The sequence below is a fragment of the Parazoarcus communis genome (assembly GCF_003111665.1).
In the GTDB taxonomy this organism is placed as follows: Bacteria; Pseudomonadota; Gammaproteobacteria; order Burkholderiales; family Rhodocyclaceae; genus Parazoarcus; species Parazoarcus communis_B.
The window spans coordinates 455,275-470,913 of sequence record NZ_CP022188.1 but is presented as its reverse complement, the minus strand read 5'-3'; the positions used below and the strand labels follow the sequence as shown (position 1 = coordinate 470,913).

General features: G+C 62.0%; 14 protein-coding genes and 1 tRNA gene. 12 read left to right on the top strand and 3 right to left on the bottom strand.

Annotated elements, in window-relative coordinates; all coding sequences use genetic code 11:
• Positions 1-963, top strand: a complete 963-nt coding sequence (locus CEW87_RS02185; protein ID WP_108971263.1) for an alpha-E domain-containing protein — start codon at positions 1-3, stop codon at positions 961-963.
• Between the two features lie 48 nt (positions 964-1,011).
• Here CEW87_RS02185 and CEW87_RS02180 read toward each other — a convergent pair whose 3' ends face one another.
• On the bottom strand, positions 1,012-1,920 hold the full coding sequence (locus CEW87_RS02180) for a LysR family transcriptional regulator (protein WP_108971262.1): 909 nt from the start codon (positions 1,918-1,920) through the stop codon (positions 1,012-1,014).
• A 258-nt stretch (positions 1,921-2,178) separates the two neighbouring features.
• On the opposite strand from CEW87_RS02180, the gene CEW87_RS02175 reads away from it, so the two are divergent.
• From CEW87_RS02175 to CEW87_RS02165, 3 genes are all read left to right on the top strand, one after another.
• Positions 2,179-3,147: an LLM class oxidoreductase gene (locus CEW87_RS02175; protein ID WP_108971261.1), complete on the top strand. Its 969-nt coding sequence runs from the start codon at positions 2,179-2,181 to the stop codon at positions 3,145-3,147.
• 13 nt (positions 3,148-3,160) lie between these two features.
• A complete protein-coding gene (locus CEW87_RS02170; protein WP_108971260.1) occupies positions 3,161-3,967 on the top strand; it encodes an SDR family NAD(P)-dependent oxidoreductase in 807 nt (268 codons plus the stop codon).
• Between the two features lie 193 nt (positions 3,968-4,160).
• Complete coding sequence (locus CEW87_RS02165; protein WP_108971259.1) at positions 4,161-4,760, top strand: IMPACT family protein; 600 nt, start codon at positions 4,161-4,163, stop codon at positions 4,758-4,760.
• Positions 4,761-4,789: 29 nt separating this feature from the next.
• Here the strand turns inward: CEW87_RS02165 and CEW87_RS02160 are convergent, their stop codons facing one another.
• Together CEW87_RS02160 and CEW87_RS02155 are read right to left on the bottom strand one after the other, a co-directional pair.
• Complete coding sequence (locus CEW87_RS02160) at positions 4,790-5,977, bottom strand: GGDEF domain-containing protein (protein ID WP_159098061.1); 1,188 nt, start codon at positions 5,975-5,977, stop codon at positions 4,790-4,792.
• 334 nt (positions 5,978-6,311) lie between these two features.
• Positions 6,312-6,388, bottom strand: a tRNA-Met gene (locus tag CEW87_RS02155).
• Between the two features lie 31 nt (positions 6,389-6,419).
• Here CEW87_RS02155 and CEW87_RS22655 point away from each other — a divergent pair.
• The 8 genes from CEW87_RS22655 (at position 6,420) to glyS (ending at position 15,629) form a co-directional block, all read left to right on the top strand.
• Entirely contained in the window at positions 6,420-6,920 is a 501-nt protein-coding gene (locus tag CEW87_RS22655) for a hypothetical protein (RefSeq protein ID WP_234421638.1), read from the top strand.
• 10 nt (positions 6,921-6,930) lie between these two features.
• Positions 6,931-8,280, top strand: a complete 1,350-nt coding sequence (gene miaB / locus CEW87_RS02145; protein WP_108971257.1) for a tRNA (N6-isopentenyl adenosine(37)-C2)-methylthiotransferase MiaB — start codon at positions 6,931-6,933, stop codon at positions 8,278-8,280.
• A complete protein-coding gene (locus CEW87_RS02140) occupies positions 8,280-9,278 on the top strand; it encodes a PhoH family protein (RefSeq protein WP_108971256.1) in 999 nt (332 codons plus the stop codon). Before miaB ends, CEW87_RS02140 begins: the two co-directional genes overlap by 1 nt.
• Complete coding sequence (gene ybeY / locus CEW87_RS02135; protein ID WP_108971255.1) at positions 9,259-10,014, top strand: rRNA maturation RNase YbeY; 756 nt, start codon at positions 9,259-9,261, stop codon at positions 10,012-10,014. Before CEW87_RS02140 ends, ybeY begins: the two co-directional genes overlap by 20 nt.
• Positions 10,015-10,109: 95 nt before the next feature.
• Positions 10,110-10,955, top strand: a complete 846-nt coding sequence (locus CEW87_RS02130) for an HlyC/CorC family transporter (protein WP_108971254.1) — start codon at positions 10,110-10,112, stop codon at positions 10,953-10,955.
• On the top strand, positions 10,955-12,457 hold the full coding sequence (lnt, locus tag CEW87_RS02125; protein ID WP_199917101.1) for an apolipoprotein N-acyltransferase: 1,503 nt from the start codon (positions 10,955-10,957) through the stop codon (positions 12,455-12,457). The genes CEW87_RS02130 and lnt overlap by 1 nt, the downstream gene beginning before the upstream one ends.
• Positions 12,458-12,624: 167 nt before the next feature.
• Positions 12,625-13,536: a glycine--tRNA ligase subunit alpha gene (glyQ, locus tag CEW87_RS02120; RefSeq protein ID WP_108949381.1), complete on the top strand. Its 912-nt coding sequence runs from the start codon at positions 12,625-12,627 to the stop codon at positions 13,534-13,536.
• A complete protein-coding gene (glyS, locus tag CEW87_RS02115; RefSeq protein ID WP_108971252.1) occupies positions 13,536-15,629 on the top strand; it encodes a glycine--tRNA ligase subunit beta in 2,094 nt (697 codons plus the stop codon). The genes glyQ and glyS overlap by 1 nt, the downstream gene beginning before the upstream one ends.
• Positions 15,630-15,639 lie beyond the last annotated feature (10 nt).

Here is a 15,639-nt window from a genome sequence, read left to right as displayed (position 1 = left end):
ATGTTGTCCCGAGTCGCAGAAAACCTTTACTGGATGGGGCGCTACATGGAGCGCGCCGAAGATACTGCCCGACTGATCCAGGTCAGCCGTCACGTGATGCTCGATTTTCCGGGCACGGCAACCTTGGGCTGGTCCTCGCTGATCAACATCACGGGCAGTGACGAGCTCTTCAACGAGCACTATGGCAAGCGCGACGAGGCCAGCGTGCTGGCCTTTCTGTGTGCCGACCGGCGCTACAGTGGCTCGATCGTCTCGGCACTTGCTGCCGCGCGCGAGAACCTGCGTACCACCCGCGAGGTGATGCCGCGCGAGGTGTGGGAGGAGGTCAATCAGCTTTATCACGCCGTCAGCGAACAGGCCAGCCAGGGCATTTCAGTGCGTCGCATGGACGGGTTTCTCAAGACCGTGATCCGCGGGTGCCAGACCATTACCGGGATGATCATCGGTACCTTGAGTCACACGCCGGCGCGCACCTTCTGCGGCATGGGCTGTTATCTCGAGCGTGCCGACATGACGACCCGTACCCTGGACGTGCGCTCGGCCAATCTGCTACCGCGCGCACCTGGCGATCTCACGCCCTTCGAGAATCTGCAGTGGATGGGTGTGCTCAAGTCGCTGTCGGCCTATCAGATGTACCGTCAGCATGTTCGTCACCGGGTGCGCGGTCCGGAAGTGGTGCGCTTCATCCTCAACGACCCGCTTTTTCCGCGTTCGGTGAAGCGCTGTCTCATGGATCTGCATCGAAACATGTACACCCTGCCGCGGAACGATGAGGCTCGTGCAGTGGTAACGGCGTTGCAGGCCCGCTTCGATTCGGTGGATACCGACTGGCTGGCGGGCTCGCCGGACGACCTGCACCGGTTCGTGGATGATCTGCAGGTGGGGATCGGCGAGATTCACGACGTGATCAAATCCACCTGGTTTGGCGGAGTGGACGAACCGGCGCCGGTCATCGAGGACTGATGCCATCAGCGTCCGGCGGCCCTTGTCGTGGCTGCCGGGCGCTCTTTTTCAGGGCGCGCGCCATGCTGGCGCGTTGCCGATTCTGTCCATCAGAAAATCGATGAATATTCTGACCTTTGCGGTCAGTACGTTGGATTTTGGATAGACCAGCCACAATGCGGACTGATCGTCGACCCAGTAGTCCGGCAGTACGCGTACGAGCTTGCCCTCTGCGAGTTCGCGATGAACGCTCCACAGTGAATTCACCGAGATGCCTGCCCCTGCGAGTGTGGCGATCTTCTGACTCAAGCCGTCATCCAGCACCAGTCGGCCGCCTGAAAGGCGCGGGTCGAAACGCCCCGACTGTCCGTCATCACTGATCAGCGCCCTGGGCAACAGGTCCCTGAAGCCGATCAGCTGATGCCCGCCCAGTTCGTCGGGGTGGCGGGGTACTCCGTTCTGCTCAAGGTAAGCGGGCGATGCGCACAACACACGGCGGTCGTCGGCCAGCTTTCGGCACTTGAGGCTGCTGTCGTCGAGCGCCGCGTTGCGCAGGGCAAGGTCGAAACTGCCCTCGATCAGGTCGAACTGCGTGTCGGACAGTCGCAGGTCGAGCGTGATGCCCGGGTGCAAGGCAAGGAATTCCGGCAGCAGCGGTGCGATGTAAAGCTGGGCAAAAGTGCTCGACGCGGCAAAGCGCAATGTGCCGCTCGCAATCGGCCGTCCCAGCCCCAGGGCGGCAAATGCTGCGCTCTCCTGCGCGAGCATTTCCCGGGCGTAGGGCAGAAACTCGGCCCCTTCCATCGACAAGGCCACCTTGCGCGTTGAGCGCAGCAGCAGGTCCGCACCCAGGGTGGTTTCCAGCTTGGCCAGACGCGCACTTGCCGCAGCAGGCGCGAGGCCCAATGCTCGGCCTGCGGCACTGATGTTGAGCTTTTCCGCCGCAAGCACAAAGAGCCGGATGCTTTCTGTATCCATGTTTATATCGAAAAGCCGAATTAAGAACTCCTGAATGCCTGCTTTATCCACGAAAAGCAAGTCTTTACCTTTATGCCCGTGCTCTGGATGTCCACTGCCGGGCAGCAGGGCGTCGAGGTGCTATGCAGTCTGTGCTCCATAGCTCACCACTTCCTCATCGAAGGCAACGACGATCTCGCCTGAACGGCGCGGATCGGCAAGGAACGCGATCGCCGCGGCGTGTGTCGTCGCCTGCTGCTCGCAATAACGGAAAACCGCATGTCCACAACGATCGATACTCCACAGTTTCAGCCTATCAACCGGGGATACAACAGCACCTTCCGCCCGAACCGGCTGAGCCTCGGACTGGTGGTGCCGCTGGAAACCTATGCAAGCAGCCCGGTGCCGACCCTGACCCGTCATGTGGAGCGGGTTCGACTGGCCGAAGAGCTCGGCTTCTCTGCAGTCTGGTTGCGGGACGTGCCCTTCAACGTGCCATCATTCGGTGATGCGGGTCAGACCTTCGACCCCTTCACCTATCTCGGCTTCCTGGCCGCCCGCACCGAGCGGGTCGCGCTGGGTGTGGCGAGTATCGTGCTGCCCCTGCGTCATCCGGCCCATGTGGCGAAGGCGGCGGCCAGCGCAGACGTGCTGTCGGAGGGGCGGATCATTCTCGGGGTGGCGTCGGGCGACCGGCCGGAAGAGTATCCGGCGCTCGCCCTGCCTTTTGCCGAACGCGGGGCCCGTTTTCGTGCCAGCTTCGACTATATCGAGCGCATGTGGGACGCATCGCCTGCGTTTGAGAACATCTATGGCTGCCCCGATGGCGACTTGGACATGTTGCCCAAACCTGCAGGCGGAAAACTGCCGCTGCTGATCACTGGCGCCAGCCAGCAGGACCCTGACTGGATCGCACGCCACGGCGCGGGCTGGATCACCTATCCGCGCCCGGCGTCGGTGCAGGCGAAGATCATTGCCGACTGGCGGGCGCGGGTCGAGGCCGTGGGCGGCGCGGCAAAGCCGGCGATGCAATCGCTCTATGTCGATCTGACCGACGACCCTGAGATGCCGCCGCAACCGATTCATCTGGGCTTCCGCTCAGGCGTGCTTCACCTTCGGGCCTACCTGAAAGAGCTGGAGTCGATCGGTGTGAATCACGTGGCGCTGAATCTGCGCTTTAACCATGCTGATATCGAGACCACAATCCACCGTCTGGCCGCCGAAGTGCTGCCGGACTTCAGCGCGTAAGCGAGGAGCGACAGTGCAGAAAACGATTCTTGTCACCGGTTCGACCGACGGTATTGGCTTGGCGACGGCAAAAATGCTGGTTTCGAAAGGGCACACCGTGCTCTTGCACGGACGTAATCCGCGCAAGCTGGAGGATGTGGAAAAAACGCTGCGTGCGCTACCGGGGGCTGGTGTGGTGGAAACCTACGTGGCTGACCTGTCACGCATGGGCGAGGTCAAGCAACTCGCCAGCGCCGTGGCCGAACGGCATGCCAGGTTTGATGTGCTGATCAACAACGCCGGCATCCTCCGTACGCCCGAACCCATTACCCCCGACGGTCTCGACGTGCGATTTGCGGTGAATACGATCGCGCCCTACCTGCTGACGAAGCTGCTCATGTCGCTGCTGGGGCGGTCTGGCAGGGTGGTCAACCTGTCCTCCGCTGCGCAGGCGCCAGTTGATCTGGACGCGCTGGCGGGCAAGGTCCCTCTGGCTGACATGGCAGCGTATGCGCAAAGCAAGCTGGCATTGACGATGTGGTCCCGACATCTGGCGCTCGAACTGCAGGCGGATGGGCCGGTCATCGTAGCGGTTAATCCCGGGTCCCTGCTGGGGAGCAAGATGGTGAAGGAGGGCTTCGGTGTCGATGGCGGCGATCTCGCCATTGGCGCGGATATCCTCACTCGCGCGACACTGTCTGATGAGTTTGCGACGGCCAGCGGCAAGTATTACGACAACGATTCGCACCGGTTTGCCTCGCCCCACTCCGATGGCCTTGACGCAAGGAAATCGGAGTTGCTCGTGCGCGCGATCGAGACACTCATTGCGGGCCTGACCTGATCGCGGCCGGTGGAGTGCGTGTCGGCTGAAAACCGTGACGACCCCATGCCGGTGGCGGTTTGAGCATGGCACGTTTGCGCTTAATCATGGCCCGAAGGGAATGCGAAGGAGTGCAGCCGGTGACGGCTGGGTCCATTGCTTTTCTTCGGTGCGCCGTTGGCGCGTGACCTGCCCCTGCTTTACCCTCCCGCTCATGTCTCTGACCATTGCCTCTGCCGTTGAGAGTGAACTGCTCATCAAGAAGAGCCGGTTCCTGTGTCGCGTGCAACCTGTCTCCGACCGTGAGGCCGCAAAGGTCATCGTCGCCGGATTGCGCGAGACGCATCCCGGGGCCGCGCATGTCTGCTGGGCGCTTCTTGCCGGCGGGCACTCAGCGGCCGTGGATGATGGCGAGCCGTCAGGTACGGCCGGGCGCCCGATGCTCGATGTCTTGCGGCACCATGATCTTGAAGGTGTCGTTGCGACCGTTGTGCGCTACTACGGTGGCGTTCAGCTAGGCGCGGGAGGGCTGGTAAGGGCCTACACGAACTGCGTTGCCCAGGCGCTCAAGCTGGCAACCAAGGTCCCGGTTTCTAAAGTGATAACACTTCAATGCACGGTTCCGTATGCGTTAGAGGGGGTGCTGCGTCGAGAGATTGACGCTGCTCAGGGCGATTTACAGAGTGTTCAGCATGACGCGCAGGTGACGTTCGTCTTTACGCTCGATGAGTTCTTGGCCGACGCCTTGGTTGCGCGCGTGGATGAGGCCGGACAGGGGCAGATTGCCTGGCGCGCATCGACGCTGGTCAATTGATCCCGTCCATGCACTTCGCTTCATCAGGCTCAAGCTTCAACGCGGTTGCGCCCGGACGCTTTGGCACGGTAAAGCGCCTTGTCAGCGGCACCAATCAGATCATCGCAGCGTGGGTCCGGCAATTGACTCAAGGCACACAGGCCAATGCTCACTGTGATGGCAACCGACTCACCAGACACCGCCTCAAATGAATGGGCCTCCACGGCGCTTCGCAGTGCCTCAGCCATTGTCATGGCGCCTTCTGCATCAGTGTTGGGCAGGATCATCAGGAATTCTTCACCACCGAAGCGGCCGAAATAATCCTGCTTGCGGCATCGCTGCTCCAAAACACAAGCGATAGACTTAAGGACCTTGTCGCCAGACAGGTGGCCATAGGTGTCGTTTACGCGTTTGAAGAAGTCGATGTCGAGTAACAGCACTGACAGAGGCTGCCCGTGGCGTTTTGCTGCAGACAGGTGTTGCGTCAAGGACTCCAGCAACATCCGTCGATTGATCAGCCCCGTAACCTCGTCGCGCATGGCCAGGGTACGGTTACGCTCATCGGCACGTTCCTTGGTCATAACAATCAGCCCCAGACAGACCAACAAGGTACTGATAGTTGCTGCCATAAAGGTCAGGGTTGTTACTGGGCTGGAAAGCAGCAGGGAGGCGGCCACTTCAGTTTGCAACAGCGTGCCAACCGCCTGAGCTGCCAACGCGACAATAAGAATAAAATACCCTGTCAGCATGAAGTGCTGGCCTACTCCGACGGTGTCTTTGCGGCGCTGCAGCAAGATCGCCACAATACCGGCACTCTGTGCCGAAAAGATCACCGATCCGGCGATGAATCGCGCAGTCTGCCATGGCAGCAACCATGAATAGACAACGGCTACGATCAGCACCGGGGACCAGATGAGCGCCCGCGGGGGCTTGCGATGCTGAAACTGAAGCACTCCCTCGGCAATCAATGCCAGGTGGCAGGCAAAGGCCATATTGGCCAGCACAATTGACAGTACGTCACTGACCTGGCCGCGCAGTATGTAAAGGAAATATCCGGCGGTGTGGAAGGCGAAGGCCCATGCCCAATAAACCATGCCGTCGCGTGTTTGTGCCCGTGCCACAAGGCTGATCGACACCGTAAGCGTTGCGCTAATGGCGGTCAGCAGCAAGAAAAGGGTGGGAACATGGACATTCATCTCCAGCCCATTGTCGCTGTCACGTTGTTGGAAAGTAAACAACGGCTTTGACCAGCGATGTGTTGGCGTAGCCGTCCGCCCCTGGTCGTCTTCCCCTCAGCGTGCTGATTGCTGACGGTCCGTGTCCGGAGGGCGCGCCCCGCGCGCCATTACATGCATCACAGGTTACGTGGGCGATGCCGTAGCACGATGCGCAAGTACGCTGCCACCGCCGACCTGGTCACGATGGGATTGCCAACCGGAGACTGGCTGGCAGTGGGCTTGATGAGGCGGGATTCTGGATCTGGCTGCACTGTACGTGATCGAGATGTGACCAGAAATCGACCAGAAAGCAAAAAGCCCAGCCGGTGAGGGCTGGGCTTTTCACTGTATTTTGTGGTGGTGATGGGCAGAATCGAACTGCCGACCTATGGGTTATGAATCCATCGCTCTAACCGTCTGAGCTACATCACCAACAGAGCGCAGCAATATAGCCGTTCAACCTGTGTGCGTCAATATCCTGTTGATGGGAATTTTCAGGTGCGCACTGAGCGGCGAGGCTGAGGTTTTGCGGGCGTCCGGGCTGGAGGGCTTGATTTATAAGGGGTTTGCATTGACAGGAAGGGGGCGATCGGAGATCATCCAGAGCCTTGATATCTTCCATCGGCATTGCCGGGAAATCGTGCGCGACCTTCGCCTCGTTTTGTGCCTCGTTTTGGCCTGCCTGAGTTCTCAGCTCGCGCTTGCCGCTGGGTTGCGGCCGTTTCCTGTTGCTGCCAAGAAGGTGGAGATGACCTTTGTCGCCGTCGGACAGGTGAGTGTGGATGGCAAGGCCTTCCTGCTCAGCCCCGGCGCTCAGATTCGTGACACCAATAACCGTATCGTATTGCCCTCCTACGTGAACGGAGAGCATATGGTTCGAGTGCTGATCGATAATATTGGCCAGGTTCATCGGGTGTGGATTCTCACGCCCGAGGAAATCGCTGCGCCCGACCCCAAGCAGTGAACACCCCTCAATGAAGAAACTCTACATCCGCACCTTCGGGTGCCAGATGAACGAGTACGACTCCGACAAGATGGCGGACGTACTTGGTGCGAAAGACGGTCTGACCAAGACCGAGAACCCCGAAGAAGCGGACATCATCCTGTTCAACACCTGTTCGGTGCGCGAGAAGGCGCAGGAGCGGGTGTTTCACGACCTGGGCCGGGTGCGTCTGCTCAAGCAGCAGAATCCGGATCTGATCATCGGTGTGGGTGGTTGCGTGGCGAGCCAGGAAGGCGAGGCGATCGTTAAGCGCGCGCCCTACGTGGACGTGGTGTTCGGCCCCCAGACCCTGCATCGTCTGCCGGCGCTGATCGAGGCCCGGCGCAAGAGCGGTCGCTCGCAGGTGGATATCTCTTTCCCCGAGATCGAGAAGTTCGACGCCATGCCGCCGGCGCGGGTTGAGGGCGCGAGTGCCTTCGTGTCGATCATGGAGGGGTGCTCCAAGTACTGTACTTTCTGCGTTGTGCCTTACACACGTGGCGAGGAGGTGTCCCGCCCGCTCGATGATGTCCTGGCTGAGGTCGCAGGACTGGCGGCGCAAGGGGTGAAGGAAGTGACCCTGCTGGGGCAGAACGTGAATGCCTGGCGCGGCGAGATCGTGCGCGAAGGCGGCGAGGAGGGCGACTTTGCCTTTCTGCTGGAGTGTGTGGCCGACATCCCCGGCATCGAACGTATCCGCTACACGACCTCGCATCCGCGCGAGATGTCGCAGCGGGTGTTCGATGCCTACATGAACATCCCCAAGCTGGTGTCCCATCTTCATCTGCCCGTGCAGTCGGGCTCCGATCGCGTGCTGGCGGCCATGAAGCGTGGTTACACCGTGCTCGAATTCAAGTCGGTGGTGAAAAAGCTGCGCGCTGCGCGGCCCGATCTGTCGCTGTCGTCGGACTTCATCGTGGGCTTCCCCGGTGAGACCGAAGAGGACTTCGAGAAGACCATGAAGCTCATTGACGAGGTGGGCTTCGATTCGTCCTTCAGCTTTGTGTATAGCTCGCGTCCGGGTACGCCTGCGGCGGATCTTGAAGATCCGGTGCCGCAGGAGACCAAGTTGCGCTGGCTGGCGCGACTGCAGAAGCGGATCGACGAGCAGGCGCAGGTCATCAGTCAGGCCATGGTGGGAACGGTGCAGCGCATCCTCGTCGAAGGGCCTTCGCGCAAGGACCCGGACGAGCTCGCAGGGCGCACCGATAACAACCGCGTGGTCAACTTTGTGGCAAGTTCGCCCAACCGGACCCGGTTGATCAACCAGTTCATCGATGTCCGGATCACGTCTGCGCTGCCGCACAGCCTGCGTGGCGAAATCGTGACGCGGGAGTCCTGATGGCGCGCAGTATCGAACTGTCCTTCGAGCCGGTCGACAATACCCGGCTAGCCAATCTGTGCGGCACGCTCGACGAGAATCTGCGCCAGATCGAAGCCGCATTCGACATCACCATTTCCCGCCGTGGCGAGCGCTTCTCGCTGCACGGTGCGCTGACCAAGGCGCGTCTCGCCGAGCAGGCGCTGAAGCAGTTCTATGCCGGGGCCGACGAACACCTGTCGCCTGCGGATCTGCAGTTGGCTCTGATCGAGATTGGCACCCATGCGGATGCAGTGAAGTCGGCGCCGGTGCTAATGACGCGCAAGCACGATCTGCACGGGCGCACGCCACGCCAGGTCGAGTACCTGCAGAACATCCAGGAGCACGACATCACCTTCGGTATCGGCCCCGCCGGTACCGGCAAGACCTATCTCGCCGTCGCGAGCGCGGTCGACGCGCTTGAGCGCGATCTGGTCGAGCGCATCCTGCTGACCCGTCCTGCCGTCGAGGCGGGCGAGCGTCTTGGTTTCCTGCCGGGCGATCTGGCGCAGAAGGTCGACCCCTATCTGCGGCCTTTGTACGACGCCCTGTATGAACTGATGGGGGTGGAGCGGGTTACCAAGCTCTTCGAGCGCGGTACGCTCGAGATCGCACCGCTTGCCTTCATGCGCGGGCGCACGCTGAACAACGCGTTCATCATTCTCGATGAAGCGCAGAACACGACGCCCGAGCAGATGAAGATGTTCCTGACCCGGATCGGGTTCGGCGCCAAGGCCGTCGTCACCGGCGACCTCACCCAGATCGACTTGCCGCGTGGTAACCGCAGCGGCCTGCTCGAGGCACGCGAAGTGCTTGGCAAGGTGCGCGGACTGGCCTTTACCGAATTCCAGAAAGAAGATGTGGTACGTCACCCCCTGGTGGCCCGCATCGTTGAAGCCTACGACAATCAGACGGCACGCGTTGCGCGTGCCGCTGCAGCAAAAGCAAAGGAAGTGAGTCATGCCCAGGCAGGCGAATAGCCCCAAGATCATTGCCATCGATAGCGAGGGGCGTTCGAGCCGGGTCAAGGCCGAGCGTCTTGAAGTCGAGTTCGGGGATGGGCGACGCCTGCTGCTGTCCTTTCCCAGCAAGGCGTGGGGCGACATCGAGGTCGAGGCGGATACGGTAAATGAGGCCGATGTCCCCGTCATCAGCGTGCAACCGGCGGCCTGTAATGTGCTGACACTGCGCGTGGACGTGCATCACGACATGATCGAGGTCGATTCGATCGATCTTCCGGAAACGGTCGCGCCGCCAATGCTGAACCTGACGGTGCAGAAGGCGCTGGAAGGCAACGACCGGATCAGTGCGCCCAAGAAGCATCAGATCCGGCGCTGGGCTCAGGCTGCGTTGCAGCGTGATGTCGAGGTTACCGTGCGTCTTGTGGGCGAAGCAGAAGGTCGGGAGCTCAACCGCAACTACCGTGGCAAGGACTATGCGACCAATGTGCTGACCTTTGCCTATGGCGAGGAATCGGACATGCCGCAAGTCGAGGGCGCACCCTTGATGGGCGATCTGGTTTTGTGCGTGCCGGTTGTGGTGCGCGAAGCCGGTGAGCAGGGCAAGTCGCTAGATGCGCATTTTGCCCATCTGGTGGTGCATGGCATGCTGCACATGCAGGGCTATGACCATGAGGTAGAAGCTGAGGCTGGCGTCATGGAAGCGCGCGAACGCGACATCCTGCGCACCCTCGGCTATGCTGATCCTTATGCATGAGGGCAACGCCTCCGGGTGAGGCGTAAGGCGTGGGTGATTGCATGCATGGTTCGTGCTTGTAATTGCTCACTCCTTATTCCTTACCCACCACAAAAATGGACAGTAGCCCTAGTAAACCCTCGCTAATCGAGCGACTTTCGGCCCTTCTTTCGCGCGAGCCGGAAGATCGCGATGAGCTTCTCGCGCTACTTCACTCGGCTTTCGATCGCAATCTGCTCGATGCCGATGCCCTTTCGATCATCGAGGGCGCCCTGCAGATGTCGGACATGCAGGTTCGTGACGTGATGATTCCCCGTGCCCAGATGGACGTCGTGCATGTCGACGACCCGATGGACAAGATCGCAGCCTTCGTCGTCGACACCGCCCACTCCCGCTTCCCGGCAATCGGGGAGAGCAAGGACGACGTATCCGGCATTTTGCTGGCAAAAGACCTGCTGCGGTACTTTGCCGGTCGCGAGTTCGATCTGCGTGACATGTTGCGTCCGGCGGTGTTCGTGCCCGAGTCCAAGCGGCTCAACGTGCTGCTGCGCGAGTTCCGCGTCAGCCGCAATCACATGGCCATTGTGGTCGACGAATACGGCGGCGTTGCCGGCCTGGTCACCATCGAGGACGTGCTGGAGCAGATCGTCGGCGACATCGAGGACGAGTACGATTTCGACGAGATCGGCGACAACATCCGCCTCGACCAGAGCGGGCGCTACCGCGTCAAGGCAACCACCGAGATCGAGGACTTCAACGCGGCGTTTGCGACTCATTTCAGCGATGAGGAAGTCGACACCGTCGGTGGTCTGGTCATTCGTCAGTTCGGTCGCCTGCCCAAGCGTGGTGAGGCCGTGGTGCTCGAGGGACTGAAAATCCAGGTGCTCAGGGCAGACAGCCGCCGCGTGCACACCCTTGTGGTGGAGCGGGTGCCGGTCGTACCCGAAGTCAGCGTCGACTGATGGTCGCGCTGCTGCGGGGCCGGCTGACGCCGGCTTTCCTGCCGGCATTGCTGGCCGGGGGCGTCTCAGTGCTCGGCTTTGCGCCCTTCGGCTGGTTCGTGCTCGTATTTCTCGGTGTGGGTGCGCTTGCATTCCTCCTTGAGCGCGCGCCCGATGCCCGGGCGGGGTTCATGTGCGGGCTCGGATGGGGGCTGGGGGCTTTCCTGGCCGGCGTGTCCTGGCTCTATGTTGCGCTCAACCGTTTCGGCGGCATGCCCATGCCGCTGGCGGCGTTCGCCATTCTGCTGTTCTGCCTTTACCTCGCGCTCTATCCGGCGCTGGCCGGCGCGCTCTATGTGCGTCTCAGGTCAGGCGGTCTGGTCTGGAGGGGGGCACTGTTCGCGGCCTTGTGGATTCTCGCTGAGTGGCTGCGAGGCGTTGTCTTCACCGGCTTCCCCTGGCTTGCCACCGGTTATTCGCAGACCCCGCCCAGCCCGCTGGCCGCCTATCTGCCGGTGATCGGCGTGTACGGCGTCGGCGGCGTGCTTGCCTTCGTTTCGGCCCTGGCTGCGCTTGCACCCTGGCGCCAGATGCGGGGTTTGCCGCGACCGCTTGCGATCATCGCCGGCGTGTTCGTGCTCGCGGTCGGACTTGGCCGCGTCGAGTGGACCGAGCCCGAGGGCGAGCCGCTGTCCGTTGCCCTGATCCAGACGAATGTCGAACAAGACCTCAAGTGGGCGCCCGGACACTTTGCCGAGGTGTTGCAGACCAATCTGAGGCTGGTGAGCAATAGTCGCGCGGATTTCGTGGTGCTGCCGGAGACCACCCTGCCGACACTGGTGGAGCGACTGCCCGAAGGCTACCTCGACCTGCTCGGCGGCATGGTGAGTGAGCGTGGCGGCACGCTGGTGCTCGGCGTGTTCTCCCGTGACGATGCCGGGCAGATCTTCAATGCCGCGATCAGTGTCGGCGACGGCCCGCAGCAGCACTACGCCAAACGCCATCTCGTGCCCTTCGGCGAATATTCGCCGCCTTTCTTTGGCTGGTTCTACCGTCTGGCGGACATCCCGATGTCGGATCAGACGCGCGGTGCCCGCGAGCAGCCGCCGATGAGCGTGCTCGGGCAGCGCGTGGCCTTGAACATCTGCTACGAAGATCTCTTCGGGGCGGAGCTGCTCTCAAGCCTGCCGCAAGCTTCGCTGATGCTGAACATCTCCAATCTTGCCTGGTATGGCGATTCGCTGGCGCAGCCCCAGCATCTGCAGATCGCCCGCGTCCGCGCGCTCGAGACCGGACGCCCGATGCTGCGCTCGACCAATACCGGCATGACGGCCGTGATTCAGCCCGATGGTCACGTCGATGCGGTGTTGCCGGCCTTCGAGGCGGGGGTACTCGAAGCCGAGGTGCGTGGCTTCAAAGGGATGACGCCCTATGCGCACTGGGGCAACTGGCCGGTGTTGCTGATTGCTGCGGGACTGCTGCTGATCGCTGTGCTGCGCCGGCGGCGGGCGCCGGTTGCCTAGCCTGACGGTGCTGGCAATGCGCTTGCCGCTGGCTTTGCAGACGCCCTGAAAATGCGCGCTGGCGCACCGTGATTGAGTCGATGCAGCCGATCGCCTGCCCGCGCGGGGCCGAATGCCAGTAAAATCCTGTGCTTTGCGTTCGTTGCGCGGCCATGCCGCCCGAGACCATGTCACTCAAGAATCCGACCTTCCAGCAAGTCATCCTGACGCTCCAGCAGTTCTGGGGCGAGCGTGGCTGCGTGCTGCTGCAACCCTACGATCTCGAAGTGGGTGCCGGTACCTCGCACACCGCCACCTTTCTGCGCTCACTCGGCCCTGAGCCGTGGAACGCGGCCTACGTTCAGCCCTCGCGCCGCCCCAAGGACGGTCGCTACGGTGAGAACCCGAACCGTCTGCAGCACTACTACCAGTATCAGGTGGTGCTCAAGCCGTCGCCGCTGAACATCCAGGAGCTCTATCTCGATTCCCTGCGTGCGCTCGGTATCGATCCCAACGCGCACGACATCCGCTTTGTCGAGGATGACTGGGAGAACCCCACGCTCGGCGCCTGGGGCCTGGGCTGGGAAGTGTGGCTCGATGGCATGGAAGTCACCCAGTTCACCTATTTCCAGCAGGTTGGCGGCATCGACTGCAAGCCGGTGCTGGGCGAGATCACCTATGGTCTCGAGCGCCTGGCGATGTATCTGCAGGGCGTCGAGAATGTCTACGACCTGGTGTGGGCGGTGTATCCGGACGGCTCCAAGGTTACCTATGGCGACGTTTATCACCAGAACGAGGTAGAACAGTCGACCTACAACTTCGAGCATTCGAACGTCGAGTTCCTGTTCTCGCTGTTTGCCAACTATGAATCCGAAGCCAAGCGCCTGATGGAAGTCGGCCTGGCGCTGCCGGCCTACGAAATGGTGCTCAAGGCGGCGCACAACTTCAACATGCTCGACGCCCGTGGCGCGATCTCGGTGACCGAGCGCGCGGCCTACATCGGCCGCATCCGCAACCTGTCGCGCGCGGTGGCGCAGGCCTACTACGAATCCCGTGAAGCGCTTGGCTTCCCGATGCTGAACAACAAGGAGCCCGCGTGATGACCAGCGCGACCCTGCTCGTCGAACTTCTGACTGAAGAACTGCCACCCAAGGCGCTGCCGCGTCTGGGCGAGACTTTTGCCTCCAGGATTGCCGAGGGCCTGAAAGCACGCGGGCTGGCACCCGCCGATGCGAGCTTCCGCAGTTTCGCCAGCCCCCGCAGGCTGGCCGTGACCGTGGCGGGCGTTGTCGCTGCTGCTGCGGCAAAGGAAGTGACCGAAAAGCTGATGCCGGTGTCCGTTGCGCTCGACGCCGAAGGCAAGCCCACTCAGGCGCTGCTCAAGAAAATGGAAGCGAAAGGCATTGCGCTGGATGCGATTGCCGGCTTCGAGCGTCGTGTCGATGGCAAGGCCGAAGCCCTGTTCCACACCGCAACCGTGCCGGGTGCGAAGCTGGAGGACGTGCTGTCGACCATCGTCCAGGACGCGGTCAAGGCGCTGCCCATCCCGAAGGTGATGCGCTGGGGGGATGGTGATGCCACCTTCGTGCGTCCGGTGCACAAGCTCTCCATGCTGCACGGCGCGGACGTCGTGCCGGGGCGTGTGCTCGATCTCGACAGTGGCCGCACCACCCGCGGTCACCGTTTCATGAGTCGAGGCGAGATCGATATCGCCTCCGCCGATGCCTACGAGCCCACGCTGCTGGCCGAAGGCAAGGTGATTCCGGACTTTACTGAGCGTCGTGCCGAGATCGAACGCCAGTTGGTCGCCGAGGCCGCACGTCAGCAGGCGTCGATCGGCGAATATGCCGACCTGCTCGACGAAGTGGCTGCGCTGGTTGAGCATCCCACGGTCTACGTTGGTGAGTTCGAGGCTGAATTCCTGGCCGTGCCGCAGGAGTGCCTGATCCTCACCATGCGCGCGAACCAGAAGTACTTTCCGCTGTTTGACGTCGACGGGACACTGCTGAACCGCTTCCTGATCGTGTCCAACATGCAGCTGGAAGACCCGTCGAACATCGTCATCGGCAATCAGCGCGTGGTGCGTCCGCGTCTGTCCGATGCGCGCTTCTTCTTCGAACAGGACAAGAAGCAGACCCTCGAGTCGCGCCTGCCGCGGCTGGCGAGCGTGGTTTATCACAACAAGCTGGGTAACCAGTTCGAGCGCGTCGAACGGCTCGGCGTGCTGGCCGGTCATATCGCGGGCCTGCTGTCTGCCGACGTCCAGGCAGCGACACGTGCGGCATTGCTGGCCAAGGTCGATCTGGTGACCGACATGGTCGGCGAGTTTCCGGAACTCCAGGGGGTGATGGGGCGCTACTATGCCCGCCATGACGGCGAGAGCGCGGTGGTGGCGGATGCCATCCAGGCACACTATCAGCCACGATTCGCCGGCGACGTGCTGCCGGACGGCAACGTTGCGTGTGCGGTGGCGCTTGCCGACAAGATTGATGCGCTGGTGGGTTTCTTCGGCATTGGCATGGTGCCGACTGGCGACCGTGATCCGTTCGCGCTGCGTCGGGCGGCGCTGGGCGTGCTGCGTATCCTGATGGAAGCGCCGTTGCCGCTTGAGTTGCCGCAGCTGATCGAACTCGCCGCCGCCGGGTTCGCCCCCGGACTGCTGACCGCCGAAGGCTTCCAGGCGCAGCTGCAGGACTTCATGCTCGAGCGTCTGCGCAACTTGCTGCGCGAAGGCGCGGGAGGGCGCGATGCTGCCGTCGCCGACGCAGTGCTCGCGCTGCGCCCGGCGCGCATCGACCTCGTGCCGGCCAAGCTCGACGCGGTCGAGGCTTTCCTCGCGCTGCCCGAGTCTGCCGCACTGGCTGCCGCCAACAAGCGCATCGTCAATATCCTGAAGAAGACCGATGCGCAGCCCGGCGAGCCCGACGTCGCCTTGCTGCAGGAAGATGCGGAGAAAGCCCTTTTCCATCAGCTCAACGAGATTGCGCCGCTGGTCGCTTCTCATGTTGCTAACGAGAACTACACCGAAGCGCTGCTCAAGCTTGCAGGGTTGCGCGAGGCGGTGGATGCGTTCTTCGATGGCGTGATGGTGATGGCCGAAGAACCGCTGACGCGGCAGAACCGGCTTGCCCTGCTGGCCCGGCTTGCTGGCCTGATGAACCAGGTGGCGGACCTTTCCCGTCTGTCGGCCTGATAGATCCGGA